The organism is Caballeronia sp. HLA56, from assembly GCF_054655155.1.
Genome location: NZ_BAAHOB010000005.1, coordinates 2875797 through 2897272, shown reverse-complemented (window position 1 = coordinate 2897272; position 21476 = coordinate 2875797). Strand labels below are relative to the sequence as shown.

Here is a 21476-nt window from a genome sequence, read left to right as displayed (position 1 = left end):
AAACTCAGTGCCGCTCGACCCACTTGAGCCCCAGCAAGCCAATCGCGAGATAGGCGAGGGCAGGCGCGGCCGCAGTAATCGGAGCCGGCCACGTATTCAAGGTCCCGATGTGCGAGAAGAGCGTATTGAATAGCTGAAAACTCATCCCGATCATGATGCCGCCGAACACCTTCACGCCGACCACGCCAGCCCGCGTGTGCAAATATGCGAACGGCAGCGACAGCACCAGCATGACGAACACCGCGAACGGGTAAAGAATCTTGCGCCAGAACGCAATCTCGTAACGCTGCGTGTCCTGATGATTTTCCGTCAAGTGCTGGATATAGCGAAACAGGTTGAACATCGACATGCGATCCGGCGACACCAGCAGCACCGACAGAATCTGCGGCGTAAGCTCGGAACGCAGCGAGTACTCCGGCAGCGTGGTTTGCTTCGCGTTGTAGATAGGATTGAGCGCATCGTTGGGGTTGATGGCCGCGAGCGGCGCATCGACCAGTTGAGTGTCCGTTACGCCCGTCAGCTTCCAGTGGCCCGGCGGCTCGAAGACGCCACTCTGCGCTATACGCACATTGGTGAGACGGAACTTCGAATCGAATTCATAGATACGCACGTTGGCGATCGTCGTATCCGGGTTCAACGTGCCCACGTTGACGAAGCGCGTGACTTGCTCGCCGTTCTCCTTCGCGGTCAGCGTGTCCTTTACCCACACGCCCGACTGGAAATTCGACGAGACCGACGACCCCAGCGCCTCCAGACGCACGCGCTCCGACAACTGATCCGCGTAAGGCCCAACCACTTCGCCGATGATATACGTCACCAGCACGAGCGGAATCCCGATCTTCAAGAGCGAACGCAATGCCGTGCCCGTCGAGAGTCCCGACACGCGGAAGATGGTGAATTCGGACGCCGCCGCCATCTGCGCGAAGACATAAATGGCCGAGATGAGCGCAGCAACCGGAATGATTTCGTAGAAGCGCGAAGGCGTCTGCAAGGCCACGCGCAATATCGCGAGCGTGAACTTGTAGTTGCCATGCCCCACGGTGTTCAGTTCGTTGATCAGGTCGAAGAAAAAGAACAGGCCCGAGAAAGCGAACAAAATGAAGATGAACGCCAGATAGATCTGGCGCGCGAAGTATCGTTCGTAGATGCGCATTGCGTCAGGCTCCCTTCGAACGCGTGAACGTCGAGAGCGTGAAAAGTGGCCGGTTGCGCACGCGCAGCCAGAAGATGAACGCCACGAGCGCCGCCACCAGCAAATGCAGGCCCACGAGTCCCACGCCGAACGACATTTTTCCCTGCTCGATCCACGACTGGACCACGTTCAGCAAATTCGAATAGGTCAGATAGATGAGCACGGCCATCACGAGATTGATGGTCCGGCTGCGGCGCGGGTTCTGATAAGACAGCGGAATGGCGAGCAGCATCAGGTTGATGGCGATGAGCGGCAGACCCAGGCGCCACGCGAATTCCGCGAGGTTGTCCTTGCTCGGATTGGCAAGCAGGTCGGGCGTGGAGATGCCGGTGGTGGTCGGCGTGTTGACGACCTGATGACTCATTATCTTCACACCGTAGCGCTCGAACTCCGTGATGCGGAAATTCGGCTGGCCGGGCTCGCCATCGTAACGACGTCCGTTTTCCAGCACGATGAAGCGGTCGCCGTCGGGGCGCGTCTCCGTGTGTCCGTTCTTCGAGACGATGACGTTGACCTTGCCGCCTTCGGTGCTCGTGACGAACACGTTCTCCACTTGCGACTGATCGGGCGACATCTTCTCGATGAAGAACACGCGATGACTCGAAGGCGATTCGCGGAACTGGCCAGGCGCGAGCAACGACACTTCATCGCGTTGCTGGAAGCGCGCCTTGATGAGTTTGCTCTGCTGATTCGACCACGGCCAGCCGACGAACGCGAAAAAGACGATAAGGATGATGATCGGCGTGGAAAACACCGCGATGGGCTTGATGAGCTGCGTCTGGCTCACGCCCGAGGCAAGCCACACGACCATCTCCGAGTCGCGATACCAACGCGTCAGCACGAAGAGGATGGAAACGAACAGCGTCACGATCAGCATGACCGCGAGATAGCCGATCACGGTGAGCCCGATCAGCACGACGACATCGCGCGGGTCGACCTGGCCCGATGCCGCGAAGCCGACGATACGGATCATCATCGTCGTGAGCATGATCGTGAGCAGCACCATGAATACGGCGCCGGCCGTATACGCGAGTTCGCGCTGCAGGGAGCGTTCGAAGATCATTGAATTTAGCTGAATTTAGCTGAAGGCCGGCGGCGATGCGGCGTAACGAACATGCCCTGCAACAACAAGAAGTAGATGCAGTAGCAATGCAATCGTTCCCCGAGTCAGTCGGGCTTTGCCTGTGACCGCCGCGGAAAAAATAGCGGATAATTGCGGCTTTCATCCTTCAGCCCAGATTTTATCCGAGGATAAGCGCGATGGACTTTAGCATAAAAGCCTGTGATTGGAGCAAAGGCGAGGCAAATGGTTTCCTCACCGGGAAGTCAGATGTGATCGTGCTCGGCATCTTCGAAGCACAGACGTTGACAGGCGCCGCACGCGACATGGATGTCGCCACCAAAGGGCTCGTTTCGCGCGTCGTGAAGGCCGGCGACATGAACGGCCGCGCAGGCACCACGCTCCTCATTCCGGAAGTCACCGGCATTGGCGCATCGCGCATCTTGCTCGTCGGACTCGGCAAGCAGGACGCCTTTAATCAGAAAGCATATGGCGAGGCAGTACGTGCCGCGTGGCGCGTGATCCTCGGCGCCAAGATCGTCCAGGCTACGTTTACGCTCGCGCAGTTGCCCATTCAGGAACGCAGCGGCGACTGGGGCGTGCGCGCCGCCATCCTCGCATTGCGCGAACTGACCTACAAGTTCACGCAGATGAAGAGCAAGCCCGACAACAGCGCGCGCTCGCTTAAGAAGATCGTCTTCAGTGTCGATCCCGCCGATGAAAAAGCCGCGAAGGCCGCAGCCAGGCAAGGCGTGGCGATCGCCAACGGCATGGACCTCACGCGCGATCTCGGCAACCTGCCGCCGAATGTCTGCACGCCGACTTATCTCGGCCAGACCGCGAAGAAGCTCGGCCGCGACTGGAAGCTGAAAGTCGAAGTGCTCGGCCAGAAGCAGATCGAAGCGCTCAACATGGGCTCGTTCCTGTCGGTGGCGAAGGGTTCGGTGGAACCGCCGCAATTCATCGTCATCCATTATCAGGGCGCGGGCGGGACCGAGTCCGGCAAGGCGAAGGGCAAGAACGCGCCGGTCGTGCTGGTCGGCAAAGGCATCACGTTCGATACGGGCGGCATTTCCATCAAGCCCGGCGATTCCATGGACGAGATGAAGTACGACATGTGCGGCGCGGGCTCGGTATTCGGCACGCTGCGCGCGGTCGCCGAGATGGGGCTCAAGCTGAACGTCGTCGGTGTCATCCCGACTTGCGAGAACATGCCCGCGGGCAACGCGCTCAAGCCGGGCGATATCGTCACCGCGATGAACGGCACGACCATCGAAGTGCTCAACACCGACGCCGAAGGCCGTCTCATTCTGTGCGACGCGCTGACCTACGCGGAGCGCTTCAAGCCCGCCGCCGTCGTCGACATCGCGACACTTACCGGCGCCTGCGTCATCGCGCTCGGCCATCACAACACGGGCCTGTTCTCGAAGGACGACGCGCTCGCCGGCGAATTGCTCGATGCCTCGCGCGAAGCCGTCGATCCGGCGTGGCGTCTGCCGCTCGACGACGAGTATCAGGATCAGCTCAAGTCGAATTTCGCGGATGTCGCGAATATCGGCGGGCGTCCGGGCGGCAGCATCACAGCGGCATGCTTCCTGTCGCGTTTCGCGCAGAGCTATCCGTGGGCGCATCTGGATATCGCCGGGACCGCGTGGAAGAGCGGCGCGGCGAAGGGCGCCACGGGCCGTCCCGTGCCGCTGCTCTCGCAGTTCCTGATCGATCGCGCGGGCCAGTGAGCGTAAGGCCGTGACGCGCATCGACTTTCATACCAACGTGGGCGATTCGCTCGCCTACGCCTGCCGCCTCGCGCGCAAGGCGTATGCGAGCGGGCGCGCGCTCGTCGTCCTTGCCGAGCCGCGCCGTCTCGCCGAATTCGACGAGCAGTTGTGGACCTTTGCGCCGCTCGAATTCGTGCCGCACTGCATGGCGAAAAGCCCGCTTGCGGCCGAGACGCCGGTCGTGCTCACGTCGAATCTGGATGACGCGCCGCATCATCAGGTGCTCGTCAATCTCGGCGCGCCAGTGTCCGCGCAATTCGCGCGCTTCGAGCGGCTCGTGGAGATCGTCGGCAACGAGGACGACGAACTCGCGTCCGGGCGCGAGCGCTTCCGGTTCTATCGGGATCGCGGTTACGCCATCGAAACGCACAAGCAAGGCGGTTGAGCGAACATAGCGCGCCGTCGCGGGGCATTACGATTGGCGCACAACACAGGCTCATCACGCGACGGACGGAGACACCATGACCAAAACACCTGAATCCTTCGATACGTCCATCCCCGTTCTCACCGATGTCGTCGTGCCCGGCAAGCCGGAATATGCGCGCGCGGCATCGGCGGAAGCGGCATTCGAATACGATGCCGCGCTGGTCGCCGAACGCCTGCGCGCGCGCGTCACGCAGTATCTGGACACCGATGCCCGCGCGCTGATCGCGGCGCGCTGCGAGGAAGTGCTGCGCGAACATACGCAGACGCTCGTCGAGGACATCACGCGCGAAGTGGCGGTGGCGCTGGATGGACGCTTGCGCGAGTGGGTGGGAGCGGCGGTGGAAGAGGAGTTGCGGCGGCAGCGGGAAGAGTGAGCGGGGCTTGCCAACGGCTCCGAACGAAAAAAGCCGCTACGAATAACATTCGTAGCGGCTTTTTAACGCCGGGCGCTCGCCCTTCCTGGCTGGACCCACTTCAGCCCGTTACCGCCCCGCGATTGGCCGGCAACGCCAACGCCGCATACTTTGCCAGCACGCCGCGCGTGTAACGCGGCGCCGGCTTCGTCCACAGCGTGCGGCGGCGCGCGATCTCCGCGTCATCCACGTTCAATTGCAGCAGCAGCTTGTGCGCGTCGATGGTGATCGAATCGCCTTCCTGCACGAGCCCGATGGTCCCGCCCGCGAACGCTTCCGGCGCGACGTGGCCCACGACCATGCCCCACGTGCCACCAGAAAACCGCCCGTCGGTGATGAGGCCGACGGTTTCGCCCAACCCCTTGCCGATGATCGCCGACGTCGGCGCGAGCATTTCCGGCATGCCGGGGCCGCCTTGCGGGCCGAGATAGCGCAGCACGACGACATCGCCGGGTTTGATCTTGTCGGCGAGAATCGCGTCCATCGCGCTTTGCTCGTCTTCGAACACGCGCGCCGGCCCCGTGATGACCGGGTTCTTCAAGCCCGTGATCTTCGCCACCGCGCCGTCTTCCGCGAGATTGCCGCGCAGGATCGCAAGGTGGCCTTCCTTGTACAACGCCTGCTCGATCGGAAAAATCACCTTCTGATCCGCGCGCGGCTTGCTCGGCACGTCCTTCAGTTCCTCGGCGAGCGTGCGGCCCGTGATCGTGATGCACTCGCCGTGCAGCATGCCCGCATCGAGCAGGATCTTCATCACCTGCGGAATGCCGCCCGCCTTGTGCAAGTCGGTTGCGACATATTGGCCCGACGGCTTCAGGTCGCAGATCACCGGCACTTTTTTGCGCATGCGCTCGAAGTCGTCGATGCTCCATTCGACTTCCGCCGCATGCGCGATAGCCAGATAGTGCAGTACGGCATTGGTGGAACCGCCCGTCGCCATGATGAGCGCCACGGCGTTTTCAATCGACTTCTTGTTGATGATGTCGCGCGGCTTCAGATCTTTCTTCACGGCCTCGACGAGCACGCGCGCCGATTCGCCGGCGGAATCGACCTTCTCCTGATCCGGGTTCGCCATCGTCGAGGAATAGAGCAGCGACATGCCGAGCGCCTCGAACGAGGAGCTCATGGTGTTGGCCGTGTACATGCCGCCGCACGAACCGGTCGACGGACACGCGTTCTTCTCGACACCCTTGAAATCTTCCTCCGACATGCGCCCGGCCGTGAACTCGCCGACCGCCTCGAACGACGACACGATGGTCAGGTCCTTGCCCTTCCAGTTGCCCGGCCGAATGGTGCCGCCGTACACATAGATGCCCGGCACGTTCATGCGCGCGAGGCCGATCATGCCGCCGGGCATATTCTTGTCGCAGCCGCCGATCACGACCACGCCGTCCATCCACTGTCCCTGCACGGCCGTTTCGATACAGTCGGCGATGACTTCGCGCGAGACGAGCGAGTACTTCATGCCTTCGGTGCCCATCGACATGCCGTCCGAAATGGTCGGCGTCCCGAAGATTTGCGGATTCGCGTCGGACTTCCGAATGGATTCGACGGCGGCATCGGCGAGACGCTGCAGACCCGCGTTGCACGGCGTGATGGTGGAGTGACCGTTGGCGATACCGATCATCGGCTTGTCGAAGTCTTCCTCCTTGTAACCGAGGGCGTAGTACATCGAGCGGTTGGGCGAACGTGCGACGCCCTGCGTGATGTGTTTCGAGCGGCGATTGAAGGGCATGGCTGCCTCCTGAGGGGATCGTGGTTCTTGGTGTGGTGCAGGAAGAATGCAGTGTCGTCGATGTATCTGTCCAATATATTATTCAGGGTCTATTGAGTCGCAAAACATATCGATGCCAGTCGAACTCCGCCTGCTGCGCTACTTCGTGACCGTCGCCGAGGAGATGCACTTCGGCCGCGCCGCCGCGCGCCTCGCCATGACGCAGCCGCCGCTCTCGCAGGCCATCCGTGCGCTGGAAGACGCGCTCGGCGTCGTGCTGTTCGAACGCACGCGGCGCACGGTCGAACTGACGCCGGTTGGCCGCGATCTGTTGCCCGAGGTGCGCCGCCTGCTTGCCGCCGCCGACGCCTTGCGTCCGCTCGCGCAGTCGCTTTCGCGCGGCGAGGCGGGCGTGCTCTCGCTCGCGTTCGTCTCCACGGCGGATTACGGCCTTTTGCCAGCGTTACTGCGCGAATTCAATGCGCGTTATCCGGGCGTGCGTCTGCAACTCACGGAAGCCACCAGCGATGTTCAGATAGACGAACTCGTGGCCGGCCGTATCGATGCCGGTCTCGTGATTCCGCCGCTGCCGCCGCGTCACGCCATGACGCTTTCGTATCTGCCGATTGCGCGCGAGCCGCTCGTCATCGCCATGTCGACGGATACCGCGCAGGAACGCGGGCAGGGCGCCGCCGAATGGACGGAGACGCCCGTCGATCTGCACGACTTGGCCAGCGCGCCGCTCGTCGTCTTTCCAAGGCGTCTCGCGCCGGGTTTGTATGACATCATTATGGGCTGCTACGGCGCGGCCGGTTTGACGCCGCGCATCGGACAAGAGGCGATACAGATGCAGACCATCGTGAGCCTCGTGTCCGCCGGCATGGGCGTCGCGCTCGTGCCGCAGTCGGTGCGGCATCTGCGGCGCACGGGCGTGGTGTATCGCCCGTTGCGGGAACCGGGGCCCGTGGTCGAAACCGGGCTCGTGTGGCGCGCGGCCGAAGTGAGTCCGGTGTTGAGCCGGCTCATCGAGATCGTGCGCGCGCAGGCTGCTGCCGTCGTTGCCGTATGATTCGCCTTTGAAGTTCGCCTGGCTCTTCCATTACACGATGCTCATACATCCCAATTTCGATCCCGTCGCGATCCATCTCGGACCGCTCGCCGTGCGCTGGTACGGCCTCATGTATCTCGTTGCGTTCATTTCGGCCATTGCCATCGGCAGATTGCGTCTGCGCTTGCCGCATGTCGCCGCGCAAGGCTGGACCGTCAAGGACATCGACGACATGCTGTTTTACGGCGTGCTCGGAACGATTCTCGGCGGCCGCATTGGCTATGTGGTGTTCTACAAGGCGAGTTATTACTTCGCGCATCCGCTCGATATCTTCAAGGTCTGGGAAGGCGGCATGTCGTTTCACGGCGGCTTTCTCGGCGTGACGCTCGCGATGGTCCTGTTCGCGTTTCAGCGCAAGCGCACGTGGCTGCAAGTGACGGATTTTGTCGCGCCGATGGTGCCGCTCGGGCTGGCGGCGGGGCGTCTCGGCAACTTCATCAACGGTGAGTTGTGGGGCCGCGTGACCGACCCGGCCGCGCCCTGGGCCATGCTCTTCCAAAACTCCACCAACGACGACGCCATCTGGCTCGCGAAGCATCCGCAGCTCGATGCGCAATACAATCTCTCGGAGATTTTCTCGCGCTATCACATGCTGCCGCGCCATCCGTCGCAGTTGTATGAAATCGCGCTGGAAGGGCTCGTGCTGTTTGCGGTGATCTACCTCTTCGCGCGCAAACCGCGGCCGGTGGGCGCAGTGTCGGCGTTGTTTCTGATCGGTTATGGACTCGCGCGCTTCACGGTGGAATTCGCGCGCGAGCCGGATGATTATCTCGGACTCCTCGCGCTCGGCTTTTCGATGGGCCAATGGCTCTCGCTGCCAATGATCGTCGCGGGCATCGTCATGATGGTGTGGGCGTACAAACGTCAGAAACGCGTGTCCGGCAACGCGGCGTAAATCACGCCGCGTTCTCCGGTACAGCAGTTATCGCCCCATTTGCACCGAACCCGACACGTCGACGGTCACCGTCGTCGTGCCGGCTTCGAGCGCCATCGGCGCGCCGACCTTCGCGTCCGCGCCAAGCGAGCGGGCCTGCATCATCATCACCGGGCGCGGACCCGCGCCGCTGTGGCCCACGTTCACTTCGCGGATCGTGAAGTTGGCGTAGCCGAACGCCTGACTCGCGGCCTGCGCTTCCTTGCGGAACGACTCGATGGCCTGCGTCGAGAGCTTCTGCTCGGCGGCGCGCTGCGCTTCGGGCGACAGCGAGAACGCGACGCTGCCGACTTGCATGGCGTTACTCATCTTGCCCGCGAGCTTGGACGCCGCCGCGAAGTCGTGCGATTCCAGCACGACCTCCGTGCGGCCGCGCCACGCGGAGATCTTGCCGTCGCGATCCGTGCTCGGATAAACCGTGAACGAGCCGCTTTTCGCGGTCACGTTGTCGACGCCTTTTGCTTCGCGCAATGCGGCTTCGGCGCGCTGATTGAGCGTGGTGGTGAGCGACGATGGATCGGCCGCTTCCTGCTCGTAGAACAGCGTGATGTTGACGACATCTTGCGGCACTTGCGCGCTGGCTTGCGCGGATAGCGAAAGCACGCCGGATGGCTGCGGATTGGTGATTACCGACTGAGCGGCGGCCGAAAGCGGAAGCGTGAGCGCGGCGCTCGACATCGCGACGAAGGCGAGGGCGGCGGCGGTTTTCTTGTCGATCATCAAAGGACTCCGAGTGCAAGAGCATCGCGTGATTCGCGACCGCACTTAGGCGCTTCGTTCGTTCCCTTAGTTCCCTTGAACGATTCGCGCGCCCTAGACCAGACGCTCGGTTATGAAGCGCCACTGCGCCTCGGTCACGGGCGTGATCGACAGCCGATTGCCGCGCGCCAGCACTTGCATGTCGGCGAGTTCCGCGTGTTCGCGCAATGTCGCGAGCGGAATCAACGGCGTCTTCTTGACAAAGCGCACATCGACGAGCATCCAGCGCGGCGACTCCTGCACGGACTTGGCGTCGAAGTACAGGCTTTTGGCGTCGAACTGAGTGGGATCGGGATAGGCCGTGGAACAGACTTTGGCGATGCCCGCAATGCCCGGTTCCGGGCAACTCGAATGATAGAAGAGCACGCCGTCGCCGACTTGCATCTGGTCGCGCATGAAGTTGCGCGCCTGATAGTTGCGCACGCCCGTCCACGGGAGGGTTTTCTTCGGCGCGTGCGCGAGATGATCGATGCTCGCTTCGTCCGGTTCGGACTTCATCAGCCAGTAGCGCATGATGGATTCGGCAACGGGGTTTTAAAACGGGCTCGACAAAAGCAAACGGCATCGGTATGAACCGATGCCGCTGGAGTAGGGTCCCCACCTCGGCCGCTAGGCCGGCATCCTGAACCTGGGTTCAAGATTGGTCGCAGTAAGCAACACTTCGGGTACATCAGACAGAGTGACGCGCGCGCCCGTGCTGCAAGTTTCCACAACCGTGCCAATGTAGCATTGGTTCAAGGAATATATGACCTTGGCGAACCAGGCAGGGAGTAGTCACTCTACACCAATCGAATGTCTAATGCAGCCTCTCGACACCAATTGCGCAGTTTCTTTTTTCGATTGACATCGCGCGACCGATTAGCGTTCGCCACGGAGCGGCGTCGCGGCACTTCGGTCACTGCACTTCATACTGCGCGATGACAGCACCAAGCTGTTCGTTCATGGAGTGCATCGTGCGGCGAATTTCCTCGGCGGGGAAGGCCTCGCCATGACGCACGCTTTCTTGCAGCCTCAGCAATTCGGAAGCGAGTGAAAGCGCGGCCATCACCGCGATGCGGTCTTGCCCGCGCACGTTGCTTGCATTGCGCACCTTGTTCATCTCGGCGTCGACCCGTGCCACCGCTTCACGCAGCGCGCCTTCGGTTTCCGGCGAACAGGCGAGGCGATATTGCTGGCCGAGAATGGATACTTCGATCTGCGTGGTCGTCATGCCTTCTCTCCGTGATGATGCTCGCTGTGCTCTCCCGCGTGCGCATGCTCGTGCGCGGCTTGCACATCGTGAGAGCGGGCATCGAGGAGATCGAGCTGATTTTCCGTCTCGGCATGATTCGCGGACTTGCCGCGCGGCAACTTTTCGAGAATCGCGTTCAGGCGGACCTGCGCGTCGTCGATCTTGGCCGAGAGGGAATCACGTTCGGCTTGCAGCGTGTCGCGCTCTTCGCGCATTTGCACGAGCTCTGCCTGCACGTTCGCGTAGTCGCTACGCAGTTGTTCGATTTGTGCTTCAAGCGCGAGACGCGCCTGATTGTGCCGCTCGCTGATCTGGATCAGCCGGCCGATATTTCCTGACAGTGATTCGAGTTCGTTGAGCATGTGCTGCGTCCTCTAAAGACCTCGCATTCTAGCGCGGTTCAACGGAGCTTCCGATAATTGTCTCGTTTCGAGACGTAACAGCACGCGATCATGCGTGCATCGCGATGCATTCGTGTGTGGAAAGCGCGGGCGCTGCCGATGTGTTGCGACGGCGGGTTCTAGTTGGGTTCGTCGTGAGCCGTGTGTCTTGCGATGATCGGCCAGGGTCGTTTCTTGACGGTCCTGAATCGCGCTCCTACACTTGCCGCACTTTTGGTGCTCGCGTCCGCATTCTTTTGCGGGCGCAGTCAAACGGGAAACAGGAAGCGGCGCCGCCAAGGCCACGCCAACCTGTGCTGCCCCCGCAACGGTAAGCGACCGCAACGCAAGTTGCAAGTCGTCCCTTGCGCGTTTTTCGCCGCGCCGTCGTGTGAGTTTGCTTGTGAGTCTGTTTGATTCGCAAGAATCCGCCGCTCGACGCAGGCAAGGCGAAGAACGTGTCGATGCCACTGCGCTTCATGCGTGGGAAGGCGGGACGGTGTGTCGCCAGCCCGGATACCGGCCAACTGTTCAGCGCGTTCGTCTGTTCGCATTCGAGCGCGCTCGTCGCGCATTGGCCTTGCGGGGAGCGAGGTCGCGCCAGCCTACGCATGGGAACATTTCACGCATGGTATCGCCACTTGCCCGACACGCGGGCAGACGCAAAACGATCGAACGCGCCGCGCTCGTCGCCCTCAACACATGGCTGCTCGCTCATGAAGCGCTCGCGGACGAAGCCTCGCAACCGCCGCTCGCGCCCGTCGTCGTGACCGCGGCGCGCACCGCGCAACCTCTCGCCGATACGATCGCGCAGACTTCGCTCTTCGACGCCCAGGATATCGCCGATAGCAATGCCTACGACGCGCTCGGCGTCATCGGTCTTGCGCCCGGCGTGCAGGTGACGCGCAACGGCGGCCCGGGAGCGAATGCAAGCGCGTTCATACGCGGCGCGTCCTCGACGCAATCGCTCGTTTTGATCGACGGCGTGCGTGTGGAGTCCGCATCGCTCGGCTCGGCGCAGCTTGCGCAGATCATGCCGGATCAGATCGACCGCATCGAAGTCGTGAACGGCAACGTGTCGGCGCTGTACGGCTCGGGCGCGATCGGCGGCGTCGTGCAGATCTTCACGAAAGACGGCGAGGCGCATCCGCCGCGCTTCTACTTCGAGACGGAATACGGCAGCTATCACACGCAGCGACAAGCGGCGGGAGTTTCCGGCGCGCTCGATAGCGAAGGCCGCACGACCTTCAGCTTCAACGTATCGCGCGAGAAGACCGATGGTTTCTCGTCGATCGATCCCGCGCTCGCGCCCAACGCCAATCCGAACGCGAACGGTTATCTGAACGAAAGCGTCGCGGCCACGCTGCGTCACAAGTTCGGCGACAAATGGGACGCGGGCGTGCGCTTCTATCAGTCGAACGGCATCGACAGTTTTGACGATGCCTACGGCTTGCCCGGCGATCTCAACGATTCGCACAGTCGCGTGCGGTCGACATCGGTGTTTGCGAACGGCCGTATCACGGACCAGTGGACCACGCATTTCACGGTCGCGCAGGGACAGGACCGCGCGAACATCGAGCAGAACGGCATCTATACGAGCCGCTTCAATTCCGAGGATCGCCAGTATCTGTGGCAGAACGACTTTCGCCTGACGGAGGCGCACAAGCTCCTGTTCGGTTACGAGCATCTCGACCAGACGCTCGATTCGGATCAGTTCAGCGCGCCGGATCGTCACGTGAATTCGGTGTACGCGGGCTATGTGGGACGCTTCGGTCCGAGCGAAGTGCAGGCCAATCTGCGCCACGACCAGTATTCCGATTTCGGCGGCGCGAACAGCTACTATCTGGGCTATGCGTACAACATCGACACGCACTGGCGCGCGAGCGCGAGTTACGCGGCGTCGTTCCGCGCGCCGAGCTTCGACGATCTCTACTATCCGTTCAGCGGCAATCCGTCCATTCAGCCCGAGCGCAGTCATTCGGTGGAAGCGGCGCTGCAGTACGCATCGGACCAAGTGGGCGTGCTGCGCGTGACGGCGTTTCAGACGCGCTATTCGAATCTGATCGATTACGTATCGGACGGCAGCGGCTTCTATATCGCGCAGAACGTCGGACGCGCGAAGGTGCAGGGCGTCGAGGGATCGTGGGCAGGGCATGTCGGCGCCACCGATTTGCGCGCGGGCGTGACGTTCCAGAATCCCGTCGATGAAACCGGCAATCAGGACCTGACGCGCCGTGCGCGGCGTTTCGCGAGTTTCAGCGCGCATCGCTCGATAGGAAGCTGGCGCGTGGGTGGCGAGTGGATCGTGAGCGGTGCGCGCAGCGATTACGATTCGACGCTCGCGGGCTATGGCGTCGTGAATCTGTCGGCGCGCTATGACATCACGAAGTCGTGGTACGTGAGCGCGCGTGTCGACAACCTCTTCGACCGGAACTATGAACTGGCTTATTCGTACAACACGCCGAGGCGCGGCGCTTATGTCACGCTCGGCTGGCGCCCGTCGTGAGCGACACCGTTGACCTGCGCCGCGCGATGAACGCGAAACGCGCGTTAGGCATCTGGGCTGCGCTCGGGCTTGCCGCGTTGCTTGTGTTCATGGCGTCGCTCGCGCTCGGCAGCGTCGCGTTGCCCTTGCCGCGCGCCATCGCGGCGTTGCTGCACGCGCATGCGGCCGCGCCCGATATCGCCGATGACATCGTGCTCACCTTGCGTTTGCCGCGCGCGCTTGCGGGTTTTGCTTCGGGCGCCTTGCTCGCGCTTTCCGGCGCGCTGCTGCAAGTGCTGTTGCGCAATCCGCTGGCCGAGCCGTACGTGCTCGGCGTATCCGGCGGAGCGGCGACCTTCGCACTCACGGCGATGCTCGCGTCGCTGCCGTGGTGGGGCATCGATCTGGCGGCGTGCGCGGGCGCGTTCGCATCCATCGTGCTGGTGCTCGGACTCGCGCGACGCGACCTGTGGCACGGCGATCGCGATGCCTCGCCGCGTCTTCTGCTGACAGGCGTCGTGATAGCGGCGGGCTGGGGCGCGCTCATCACGTTGATCCTCAGCATTGCGCCGGAAAATCGCTTGCGCGGGATGATCTTCTGGCTGACGGGCGACCTGAACGGCGCAGCGACGCCGTGGCCTGCGCTGATCGCGCTCGTCGTCGCGATGATCGTCGTCGTGCCGCTCGCGCCGCAACTCAACGTGCTGTTGCGTGGCGATACGGCCGCGCGTTCGCTCGGCGTGCCTGTCTCGCGCGTGCGGCTGTCGGTGTATCTCGTCGCATCGCTTGCGGCAGCGGCGGCTGTCACGACGGCGGGCACCATCGGCTTCGTTGGGCTCGTCGTGCCGCATCTATTGCGGCTCGCGTTCGGCAACGATCAGCGCATGCTCGTGCCGGCGTCGGCGCTGGCGGGCGGCCTCGCGGTAATGAGCGCCGATCTCGTCGCGCGCACGGCGATCGCGCCCGCGCAATTGCCGGTGGGTGTGGTGACCGCACTCGTCGGCGTGCCGATGTTCCTGTGGATGCTGCTGGCGAGACCGCGATGACCCTGCATATCGAACACGTCAGCTTGCGCGCGGGCGCACGCACGCTCGTGGAAGACCTCACGCAAAGTATCGGCGCGGGCGAGATGTGGTGCATAGCCGGGCCGAACGGCGCGGGCAAGACCACGCTGATTGGCGTGCTCGCGGGTTTGACAAAGCCGGCCGAAGGCGCGATATCGCTCGATGGCCGCGCGCTCGCATCCTGGCGCGCGGCGGATCTCGCACGCGCGCGCTCGCTGATGCCGCAAAGCTCGCACGATGCCTTCAGCGCGACCGTACTCGACACCGTGCTGCTGAACCGCTTTCCGTATGTCACGGGCTGGGGCTGGGAGAGCGCCGAAGACCGCGCTGCCGCGCATGCCGCGCTCGATGCGCTCGGTCTTCTATCGTTCGCCTCGCGCGATGTCCTGACATTGTCGGGCGGCGAACGGCAACGCGTGACGCTCGCCGCCGTGCTGTGCCAAAACACACCGCTCTTGCTGCTCGACGAACCGCTCGCGCATCTGGACCTGCATCATCAGATCGATTGTCTGCACGTACTGGCCGACGCCGCGCGCAAGTCCGGCCGCACGGTAGTTTTCTCGTGTCACGATCTCAATCTCGCGCGGCGCTTTTCGACGCACGCGCTTTTGCTCGATGGCAGGGGCGGCGCGCACGCCGGTCTCGTCGCGGACGTGCTCACGCCTGAACGCGCGAGCGCCGCGTTCGGCTATCCGCTAGCCTTGATTCGCGATGGCGAGCACGAAGCGCTCGTGCCGTGCATTCCCGTTGCACGCACCTGAAGGATTGCCGATGTCAAACGCTCACGACTTGCCTACGCCCCGCGCGCCAGACCGTTCGCGCGAAGCCGAACTGCAACGCATCATCGATACGAAAACGAAGCCGCCGGGCAGCCTCGGTCGGCTCGAAACGCTCGCGCTGCAAATGGGCGTGATTCAGCGCACGACGAAGCCGCGCATCGAGCGCCCGGCGATGATCGTGTTTGCGGGCGATCACGGTATCGCGGCCGAGGGCGTGAGTCCCTATCCGCAAGAAGTGACCGCGCAGATGGTCGCGAATTTTCTGGCGGGCGGCGCGGCGATCAACGCGCTGTCGCGTTCGGTCGGCATGACGCTCGAAGTGGTCGATGCGGGCGTGGCGACACCGATTCCCATCGATAGCGGCTACGAGCGTCTGTCGCTCGGCCTCGGCACGCGCAACTTCGCGAAGGAAGCGGCGATGTCGCGCGAGACCGCGCTCGAAGGCATCGCGCGCGGCGCGGCGCGTGTGCGGCATCATGCGGCGCTCGGTACGAACGTGATCGGCTTCGGCGAGATGGGGATTGCGAACACGTCGGCGGCGGCGTGCCTGATGAGCCGTCTGTGCGGTGTGCCCATTGGCGAATGCGTCGGACGCGGCACGGGTCTCGACGATCGCGGCCTTGCGCACAAGCGCGATGTGCTCGGCCGGGCGCTCGCGTTGCATGCGGCCGAAGGCGATGCAATCGACACGCTCGCGACGTTCGGCGGCTTCGAGATCGCGATGATCGCGGGTGCGTGTCTCGCTGCGGCGGACGCGGGCATGACGATTCTCGTCGATGGCTTCATCGCGACTTCCGGCCTGCTCGTCGCGGCGAAGATCGCACCCGAGGTGCTCGACTACTGCGTGTTCGCGCATGCGTCGAACGAGGCGGGGCATCGGGGCATGCTCGCGCATCTGCATGCGGAGCCGCTGTTGCAACTCGACATGCGGCTTGGCGAAGGCACGGGCGCGGCGCTCGCGTTGCCGATCCTGCGCGCGGCCGTGGCGTTCGTCGATGAGATGGCGAGCTTCGAGGCGGCGGGTGTCACGGATAAGCGAGAGTGACGGCGATGAGCATCATCCGCAAGCGCTGCGCGAGGTCGGGGCGCGTCACTGCGTTCAGGCGCGCGGGCGTCTCGACCCGCTTGCCGCAATGACCCGTCCGCTCGACGAACTGCGCTACTTCTTCACCGCGCTCGGTTACTTCACGCGCGTGCCGGTTCCGCGTTGGGTTGGCTTCGAGCGCGCTTATTTGAACGCGGCGGCGCGTTATTTTCCGCTCGTCGGCGTGATGGTCGGCGGTATTGCCGCGCTCGTCTTGCTCGCGGCGTTGCGCGTGCTTCCGTTGGGCGTTGCCGTGTTGCTGTCGATGGCCGCCACGCTCGTGCTGACCGGCGCGTTCCACGAAGACGGTCTTGCCGATTGCGCCGACGCCTTCGGCGGCGGCTATACGCGCGATGACGTGCTGCGCATCATGCATGACTCGCGCATCGGGGCGTTCGGCGCGATTGCGCTCGTCATTGCACTGGCGCTCAAGTGGCAGACGCTTGCGAGCACGCCGCCGCTCATTGCCGCATGGTTGCTGATCGCCGCGCACGCCGCGAGCCGCGTTTTCGCCATCAGCTATCTCGTCACGCTCGACTATGTGCGCGCCGAGGGCAAGGCGAAGCCGGTCGCACAGCGCATGAGCGCGGGCTCGTTTCTGATTGCGATGATCTTCGGCGTGCCGTGGCTCTTTGTCGTCGACTGGAAATTCGCCTGCCTGACGCTCGCGTTGCTCACGGTGCTGCGCTGGGCGATGGGACGTTACTTCGTGAAGCGCATCGGCGGCTATACGGGGGATTGTCTCGGCTTCGCGCAACAGGTGTTCGAACTGGCCATTTATCTCATCGGGCTCGCATGGATCTCGTACTGATCCGGCATCCATCCGTGCGCGTCGATGCAGGCGTGTGCTACGGCCAGAGCGATGTTCCCTTGCTGCGCGATGCGAATGCATCGGCTTGCGCTCTGAAGGCGCGCATGCTGTCGCTGAACGTGCCCGCGTGTGTCGATGGCTGGCATTCGAGCGGACTCGTGCGATGTGCATCGCTGGCCTCGGCGTTGAGCGGTGGCATCGCGCCTCACGTCGATGCGCGCCTCGCCGAGATGAACTTCGGCGCATGGGAAGGGCGCGCGTGGGATGCGATCGATCGCGCGCTGATCGATGCCTGGGCCGCGGATATCGAACACGCGAGGCCGCATGGCGGGGAGAGTCTCGTGCAGTTCGCCGGGCGCGTGGAGGACTGGTTGCGCGATATCGAGCGTGCCGAACGGCCGGTGCATGTGATCGCGCATGCTGGCGTCATGCGCGTGCTGACAGCGCATATGCTCGGGATGGAGCGCGCGAGCGTGTTGCAATGGCCGATCGAATTCGGCGCGATCGTGCAGTTCAGGCGCGTGAGAGGGAAGTGGCTGCTGGTGCGGTGGAATGCCTGAGGGCAGGGCCGCTTCGGTCACTTTCCGCGACGCCCGCGCGCTTGCTCCAGATCCCTGCAAAGCTCGGCCGCGCCCAGCGCGATGCGCGGCGTCGGCCGATTGATCAGATCGCCATCGATACCGAAGAGGTTGCCGCGCGCCACCGCGGTGAGCGAACCCCATCGCTTCCATCGATCGAGTGCGGGCAATGCGCGATTCGGCGTCGTCGCGCCGGGCGTCGCGGTGACGATGGCTTCCGGGTTCGCCGCGAGCACGGCTTCGGTCGAGATGGTCGGCACGCGCGTGTCGTTCGCGGCGAAGACGTTGACGCCGCCGCACAACGCGATCACTTCGCTGAACACGTTGTCGCGGTTGAGCGTCATGAGCGGGTCGTCCCACACCTGATAAAACACGCCGACCGGCGGACGTTGCGCATAACGCGTCCGCAGACCGCCGATATCGCGCGTGAATGCAGCCGACGCCGCGCGTGCGTTCGCTTCCGTGCCGAGCAACGCGCCGAGCCGGTCGATGTTGCTCGCGATATCGTCGAGATGGCGCGGTTCGCTGAAGAAGATCGGAATGCCGAGCGCTTGCAGCCGATCCATCTGCCGCGCCGCATTGCCATGCCGCCATACGACGATCAAGTCCGGATGCAATGCGACGATGCGCTCCAGATCGAGCGCCTTGTTGTCGCCGACGCGCGGGATAGCCTGCGCTTCCTTCGGATAATCGCTATACGTCACTGCGCCGACGATACGCGACCCGCCGCCCGCCGCGAACAGCAATTCGGTGACATGCGGCGCGAGACTCACGACGCGCGTGGCGGGTGTCGCGAGCGTGATGCTGGCGCCGCTGTCGTCGGTGACGGTGATAGCGGCGAAAGAGGGCGATGCGCTCAGCGTCAATATCGTTGCGAGAAGGACATGCGGAACGGCGTGTCGAAGCGAATGCACGGCGAACGCGCGCAGACCTCGGTTGCTTGCGCGCCGGAGCAAGCCGATTTGCGCAGCCAAGGTGCGCAAGACGAGTTCTAAGCCCACGCGCAGACCTCCGGGAGCGAGCGTTCAAGCTGCGCCCGATTGACTTCACTGCCAAGCAAGCCGATCCGCGCAGCCAAGGTGCGCCAGAAAGATTTCAACGTCACGCGCAAACCTCCGCCATCGCTCGTTCAAGCCGCGCCCATTCTCCTTCGCTGCCTGGCAAGCCGATGCGCAAACTCGGCGTCATCCCAGCCGGATCGAAGAGCCGCGTCCAGATACCGCGCGTGGCAAGCGCATGCTGCAAGCCGCTCGCATCCAATGTCTGGAACGACGTAAAAAGCGGCGTCGCACGCGCGTCGAACCCATGACGCGCGATAAGAGCCGCGAGCCGTGCGCCATCGCGCTGCAAGCGTTCGCGGGTTTCCCGTTGCCACGCGCGATCCTCGAAAGCCGCCCGCACCGCGTGACGCGCGGGGCCGCTGACGGTCCATGAACCCAGCGCATCGGCGAGTAAGGCGATCACATCGGGTGCGGCAAGCACGAAGCCCGCGCGAATTCCCGCGAGCCCGAAGAACTTGCCGACCGAGCGCAGGACGACAAGCCCCGCATCCGCGCTGCGACCGGCAAGAGACTCGGCGGGATCGACATCGGCGAATGCTTCATCGACGATCAACGTACCGCCGCGCGATGCCAGCCTCGCATGCCAATGCAGCAAGACGTGGCGCGGGAGACGCTCGGCGGTCGGGTTGTTCGGATTGGCGACGATCACGTGATCGACGGCATTCGGCAACGTGTCGGCATTCACATCGAGCGGCACGACCGAATGGCCCGCGCGCACGAACGCCGGCGCGTACTCGCCATACGTCAACGGTGCGATGGCCGCCGTGCCCTTCTTCAAGAGCCACGGCAAGGCGCGAATCGCGGCCTGCGAACCCGCGACGGGCAGCGCGAGCGGCGCGCCGTAATGAGTCGCGGCGAGTTCGGCGAGACCATCGGCGTCTGCGGGCAAACGGCGCCAGGCATCGGGCAGAATGGGCGGGACCGGATAGCCTAAAGGGTTGATGCCCGTCGAAAGATCGAGCCAGTCGTCGAGCGCGATGCCGTATCGACGCGCGGCTTCGCGCAGATTGCCGCCGTGACGGATGGGACGCAGTGGATCAGACATGATGGCGTGTGGAAGGCGCGAAGTGATGGACGCGTCGAATCGAAACAGAAGAATCACCCATGTCCGGACGCGCTCATCAAGGCAAAGACGAGCAGGATGGCAAGCCACAGCAAGATCGAACGCTCGACGAGCCGCAACGCCGCGACCACGTGCCTCGGCGTGGCCTCATGACCCGCGCCGAGCGTCGGACGCGCTTCGAGCACGCCGTGATAAACCGCCGCGCCGCCAATCAGCACATTGAGGCTGCCGGCGCCCGAGGCCATCACCGGCCCTGCGTTCGGACTGTCCCACGCACGCGCCTGCGTGCGCCAGCAATGCCAGGCCATGCGCGTGTCGCCCGCGAGCGCGTAGCTCGCCGCCGTGAGGCGCGCGGGAATGAAGTTGAGCACATCGTCGATGCGCGCCGCCGCCCAGCCGAAGCGCAAGTAACGCGGCGTGCGATAACCCCACATCGCGTCGAGCGTATTGGCGAGGCGAAACGCGAGCGCGCCCGGCCCGCCCGCGATCACGAACCAGAAGAGCGCCCCGAAGATCGCATCGTTGCCATTTTCGAGCGCGGATTCGACGGCCGCACGCGAAAGGGCGTTCTCGTCGGCTTGCGAGGTATCGCGCGACACGATCCGCGAGGTGAGCTTGCGCGCGCTTTCGAGGTCGCCGAGTGAGAGGGCGCGGGCAATCGGCGCAATGTGCTGACGCAAGCTCTTGGCGCCGAGCGCAAACCACAGCAAGATCACATGCACGGCCGCGGCATACGCGGGCGGCAGCACGCTCACGAGCGCCCATGCGACCAACACCGGCGGCACGACGGCCGCAAGCCACGCAAGCATGCCCGCCGGCCGCGCCCGATGCCCCGTGTTCATGCGCGCTTCGAGCTTCGTCGCATATCGCCCGAAGGCGACGAGCGGATGCCGCGTGCGTGGCTCGCCGAACATGCGATCGACGATCACGCCGAGCACCGCGAGCAAGGACATCGAGTAAAAGGAAAGCAGGAGCATCGCCGGTCAGCCTTTCAGCGCGATCGGCAGACCCGCGACCATCAGCGTCGTGCGCGTGCTCGCGGTGGCGACGCGTTGATTCAATCGGCCGAGTTCATCGACATAAAGGCGCGTGACGGAACCGAGCGGCACCACGCCCAAGCCGATTTCGTTCGATACCACGATGACCGTGCCGCGCACGGCGGCGAGCGCGCGGTCGAAGGCATCGAAGGCATCGGTGGCCTCGCGCGGCAGTGACGCGTTCTGCGCGTCGGCGTTATCGGTTGTGAAGAGCAGATTGGCGAGCCAGAGCGTCAGGCAGTCGATGAGCACGCACGCGCCCGGCCTGTCCGCGTCGCGCACGGCATCGGCAAGACTGAGCGGCGCTTCGACGAGCGTCCAGTGCGCGGGCCGTCTTTCGCGATGATGCCGCACGCGCTCGGCGAACTCGGCGTCGCTGCCGACGCGCGCAGTCGCGATGTATGTCACGGGCAAACCGCTCTCCTTGGCAAGGCGTTCGGCGTGCGCGCTTTTGCCCGAACGAGCGCCGCCGAGAACGAAGATGAGGTTGCATGGAGAGTGGGTCGTGGTCATCGCAAT

Annotated in this window: 22 protein-coding genes, 1 other RNA gene and 1 riboswitch; of the genes, 11 read left to right on the top strand and 12 right to left on the bottom strand. The window is 63.8% G+C overall.

Annotated features, from left to right (window positions below):
* Positions 1–4: 4 nt before the first annotated feature.
* Positions 5–1153, bottom strand: a complete 1149-nt coding sequence (gene lptG, locus ACYQ47_RS33105; protein WP_244827252.1) for an LPS export ABC transporter permease LptG — start codon at positions 1151–1153, stop codon at positions 5–7.
* A 4-nt stretch (positions 1154–1157) separates the two neighbouring features.
* A complete protein-coding gene (gene lptF / locus ACYQ47_RS33100; protein ID WP_244827253.1) occupies positions 1158–2255 on the bottom strand; it encodes an LPS export ABC transporter permease LptF in 1098 nt (365 codons plus the stop codon).
* 197 nt (positions 2256–2452) lie between these two features.
* Between lptF and ACYQ47_RS33095 the strand changes: the two genes are divergently transcribed.
* The 3 genes from ACYQ47_RS33095 (at position 2453) to ACYQ47_RS33085 (ending at position 4830) form a co-directional block, all read left to right on the top strand.
* Entirely contained in the window at positions 2453–3988 is a 1536-nt protein-coding gene (locus tag ACYQ47_RS33095) for a leucyl aminopeptidase (RefSeq protein ID WP_244827254.1), read from the top strand.
* 10 nt (positions 3989–3998) lie between these two features.
* Positions 3999–4415 carry a DNA polymerase III subunit chi gene (locus ACYQ47_RS33090; protein WP_244827255.1) on the top strand — a complete coding sequence of 139 codons (417 nt, stop codon included), beginning with the start codon at positions 3999–4001 and terminating at the stop codon, positions 4413–4415.
* Positions 4416–4491: 76 nt separating this feature from the next.
* Positions 4492–4830 carry a DUF2486 family protein gene (locus ACYQ47_RS33085; RefSeq protein WP_244827256.1) on the top strand — a complete coding sequence of 113 codons (339 nt, stop codon included), beginning with the start codon at positions 4492–4494 and terminating at the stop codon, positions 4828–4830.
* Between the two features lie 100 nt (positions 4831–4930).
* Here the strand turns inward: ACYQ47_RS33085 and ilvD are convergent, their stop codons facing one another.
* Complete coding sequence (gene ilvD / locus ACYQ47_RS33080) at positions 4931–6604, bottom strand: dihydroxy-acid dehydratase (protein WP_459909000.1); 1674 nt, start codon at positions 6602–6604, stop codon at positions 4931–4933.
* A gap of 112 nt (positions 6605–6716) precedes the next feature.
* On the opposite strand from ilvD, the gene ACYQ47_RS33075 reads away from it, so the two are divergent.
* Both ACYQ47_RS33075 and lgt read left to right on the top strand, forming a co-directional pair.
* Positions 6717–7652 (top strand): LysR family transcriptional regulator, encoded by a 936-nt coding sequence (locus ACYQ47_RS33075; protein ID WP_459908998.1) that lies wholly within the window; start codon positions 6717–6719, stop codon positions 7650–7652.
* Between the two features lie 37 nt (positions 7653–7689).
* On the top strand, positions 7690–8586 hold the full coding sequence (lgt, locus tag ACYQ47_RS33070) for a prolipoprotein diacylglyceryl transferase (protein ID WP_250525494.1): 897 nt from the start codon (positions 7690–7692) through the stop codon (positions 8584–8586).
* A gap of 27 nt (positions 8587–8613) precedes the next feature.
* Here lgt and ACYQ47_RS33065 read toward each other — a convergent pair whose 3' ends face one another.
* The 5 genes from ACYQ47_RS33065 to ACYQ47_RS33045 all read right to left on the bottom strand — a co-directional run bounded on the left by ACYQ47_RS33065 (position 8614) and on the right by ACYQ47_RS33045 (position 10977).
* The gene (locus tag ACYQ47_RS33065; protein ID WP_459908996.1) at positions 8614–9345 is read right to left on the bottom strand and encodes an SIMPL domain-containing protein; all 732 of its coding nucleotides are present in this window, start codon (positions 9343–9345) and stop codon (positions 8614–8616) included.
* A gap of 93 nt (positions 9346–9438) precedes the next feature.
* A complete protein-coding gene (locus ACYQ47_RS33060) occupies positions 9439–9897 on the bottom strand; it encodes an EVE domain-containing protein (RefSeq protein WP_459908994.1) in 459 nt (152 codons plus the stop codon).
* Positions 9898–9974: 77 nt separating this feature from the next.
* Positions 9975–10157, bottom strand: a non-coding RNA gene (ssrS, locus tag ACYQ47_RS33055) — 6S RNA.
* A 122-nt stretch (positions 10158–10279) separates the two neighbouring features.
* Complete coding sequence (locus ACYQ47_RS33050) at positions 10280–10594, bottom strand: cell division protein ZapA (RefSeq protein ID WP_244827262.1); 315 nt, start codon at positions 10592–10594, stop codon at positions 10280–10282.
* Complete coding sequence (locus tag ACYQ47_RS33045) at positions 10591–10977, bottom strand: ATPase (protein ID WP_244827263.1); 387 nt, start codon at positions 10975–10977, stop codon at positions 10591–10593. Before ACYQ47_RS33045 ends, ACYQ47_RS33050 begins: the two co-directional genes overlap by 4 nt.
* A 236-nt stretch (positions 10978–11213) precedes the next feature.
* A riboswitch (cobalamin riboswitch) is annotated at positions 11214–11537 on the top strand.
* Between the two features lie 86 nt (positions 11538–11623).
* Between ACYQ47_RS33045 and ACYQ47_RS33040 the strand changes: the two genes are divergently transcribed.
* From ACYQ47_RS33040 to cobC, 6 genes are all read left to right on the top strand, one after another.
* Positions 11624–13501: a TonB-dependent receptor domain-containing protein gene (locus ACYQ47_RS33040; RefSeq protein ID WP_459908991.1), complete on the top strand. Its 1878-nt coding sequence runs from the start codon at positions 11624–11626 to the stop codon at positions 13499–13501.
* A 26-nt stretch (positions 13502–13527) separates the two neighbouring features.
* Complete coding sequence (locus ACYQ47_RS33035) at positions 13528–14526, top strand: FecCD family ABC transporter permease (RefSeq protein WP_244827975.1); 999 nt, start codon at positions 13528–13530, stop codon at positions 14524–14526.
* Positions 14523–15305, top strand: coding sequence for an ABC transporter ATP-binding protein (locus ACYQ47_RS33030; protein WP_459908989.1), 783 nt, complete (start codon positions 14523–14525; stop codon positions 15303–15305). The genes ACYQ47_RS33035 and ACYQ47_RS33030 overlap by 4 nt, the downstream gene beginning before the upstream one ends.
* 10 nt (positions 15306–15315) lie before the next feature.
* Complete coding sequence (cobT, locus tag ACYQ47_RS33025) at positions 15316–16368, top strand: nicotinate-nucleotide--dimethylbenzimidazole phosphoribosyltransferase (protein WP_250508662.1); 1053 nt, start codon at positions 15316–15318, stop codon at positions 16366–16368.
* 88 nt (positions 16369–16456) lie between these two features.
* Complete coding sequence (locus ACYQ47_RS33020) at positions 16457–17218, top strand: adenosylcobinamide-GDP ribazoletransferase (RefSeq protein WP_459909423.1); 762 nt, start codon at positions 16457–16459, stop codon at positions 17216–17218.
* Positions 17203–17778 (top strand): alpha-ribazole phosphatase family protein, encoded by a 576-nt coding sequence (gene cobC, locus ACYQ47_RS33015; RefSeq protein ID WP_459908986.1) that lies wholly within the window; start codon positions 17203–17205, stop codon positions 17776–17778. The genes ACYQ47_RS33020 and cobC overlap by 16 nt, the downstream gene beginning before the upstream one ends.
* A gap of 17 nt (positions 17779–17795) precedes the next feature.
* On the opposite strand, the gene ACYQ47_RS33010 is transcribed toward cobC, so the two are convergent.
* From ACYQ47_RS33010 to cobU, 4 genes are all read right to left on the bottom strand, one after another.
* The gene (locus ACYQ47_RS33010; RefSeq protein WP_459909421.1) at positions 17796–18725 is read right to left on the bottom strand and encodes a cobalamin-binding protein; all 930 of its coding nucleotides are present in this window, start codon (positions 18723–18725) and stop codon (positions 17796–17798) included.
* Positions 18726–18897: 172 nt separating this feature from the next.
* A complete protein-coding gene (gene cobD / locus ACYQ47_RS33005; protein ID WP_459908984.1) occupies positions 18898–19902 on the bottom strand; it encodes a threonine-phosphate decarboxylase CobD in 1005 nt (334 codons plus the stop codon).
* Positions 19903–19955: 53 nt separating this feature from the next.
* Positions 19956–20897 (bottom strand): adenosylcobinamide-phosphate synthase CbiB, encoded by a 942-nt coding sequence (cbiB, locus tag ACYQ47_RS33000; RefSeq protein ID WP_250463543.1) that lies wholly within the window; start codon positions 20895–20897, stop codon positions 19956–19958.
* Between the two features lie 6 nt (positions 20898–20903).
* The gene (cobU, locus tag ACYQ47_RS32995; RefSeq protein WP_459908982.1) at positions 20904–21470 is read right to left on the bottom strand and encodes a bifunctional adenosylcobinamide kinase/adenosylcobinamide-phosphate guanylyltransferase; all 567 of its coding nucleotides are present in this window, start codon (positions 21468–21470) and stop codon (positions 20904–20906) included.
* Positions 21471–21476: the final 6 nt, after the last annotated feature.

Excerpts from the sequence above, each read along its gene's own strand:
- ACYQ47_RS33050 (WP_244827262.1), bottom strand. The coding sequence starts at position 10,594 with ATGACGACCACGCAGATCGAAGTATCCATTCTCGGCCAGCAATATCGC.
- cobD (WP_459908984.1), bottom strand. The coding sequence starts at position 19,902 with ATGTCTGATCCACTGCGTCCCATCCGTCACGGCGGCAATCTGCGCGAA.
- ACYQ47_RS33045 (WP_244827263.1), bottom strand. The coding sequence starts at position 10,977 with ATGCTCAACGAACTCGAATCACTGTCAGGAAATATCGGCCGGCTGATC.
- ACYQ47_RS33020 (WP_459909423.1), top strand. The coding sequence starts at position 16,457 with ATGACCCGTCCGCTCGACGAACTGCGCTACTTCTTCACCGCGCTCGGT.
- ACYQ47_RS33030 (WP_459908989.1), top strand. The coding sequence starts at position 14,523 with ATGACCCTGCATATCGAACACGTCAGCTTGCGCGCGGGCGCACGCACG.
- cobT (WP_250508662.1), top strand. The coding sequence starts at position 15,316 with ATGTCAAACGCTCACGACTTGCCTACGCCCCGCGCGCCAGACCGTTCG.
- lgt (WP_250525494.1), top strand. The coding sequence starts at position 7,690 with ATGCTCATACATCCCAATTTCGATCCCGTCGCGATCCATCTCGGACCG.
- cbiB (WP_250463543.1), bottom strand. The coding sequence starts at position 20,897 with ATGCTCCTGCTTTCCTTTTACTCGATGTCCTTGCTCGCGGTGCTCGGC.
- ACYQ47_RS33065 (WP_459908996.1), bottom strand. The coding sequence starts at position 9,345 with ATGATCGACAAGAAAACCGCCGCCGCCCTCGCCTTCGTCGCGATGTCG.
- cobC (WP_459908986.1), top strand. The coding sequence starts at position 17,203 with ATGGATCTCGTACTGATCCGGCATCCATCCGTGCGCGTCGATGCAGGC.
- ilvD (WP_459909000.1), bottom strand. The coding sequence starts at position 6,604 with ATGCCCTTCAATCGCCGCTCGAAACACATCACGCAGGGCGTCGCACGT.
- ACYQ47_RS33075 (WP_459908998.1), top strand. The coding sequence starts at position 6,717 with ATGCCAGTCGAACTCCGCCTGCTGCGCTACTTCGTGACCGTCGCCGAG.
- lptG (WP_244827252.1), bottom strand. The coding sequence starts at position 1,153 with ATGCGCATCTACGAACGATACTTCGCGCGCCAGATCTATCTGGCGTTC.
- ACYQ47_RS33095 (WP_244827254.1), top strand. The coding sequence starts at position 2,453 with ATGGACTTTAGCATAAAAGCCTGTGATTGGAGCAAAGGCGAGGCAAAT.
- ACYQ47_RS33040 (WP_459908991.1), top strand. The coding sequence starts at position 11,624 with ATGGTATCGCCACTTGCCCGACACGCGGGCAGACGCAAAACGATCGAA.
- ACYQ47_RS33060 (WP_459908994.1), bottom strand. The coding sequence starts at position 9,897 with ATGCGCTACTGGCTGATGAAGTCCGAACCGGACGAAGCGAGCATCGAT.
- ACYQ47_RS33035 (WP_244827975.1), top strand. The coding sequence starts at position 13,528 with ATGAACGCGAAACGCGCGTTAGGCATCTGGGCTGCGCTCGGGCTTGCC.
- cobU (WP_459908982.1), bottom strand. The coding sequence starts at position 21,470 with ATGACCACGACCCACTCTCCATGCAACCTCATCTTCGTTCTCGGCGGC.
- lptF (WP_244827253.1), bottom strand. The coding sequence starts at position 2,255 with ATGATCTTCGAACGCTCCCTGCAGCGCGAACTCGCGTATACGGCCGGC.
- ACYQ47_RS33085 (WP_244827256.1), top strand. The coding sequence starts at position 4,492 with ATGACCAAAACACCTGAATCCTTCGATACGTCCATCCCCGTTCTCACC.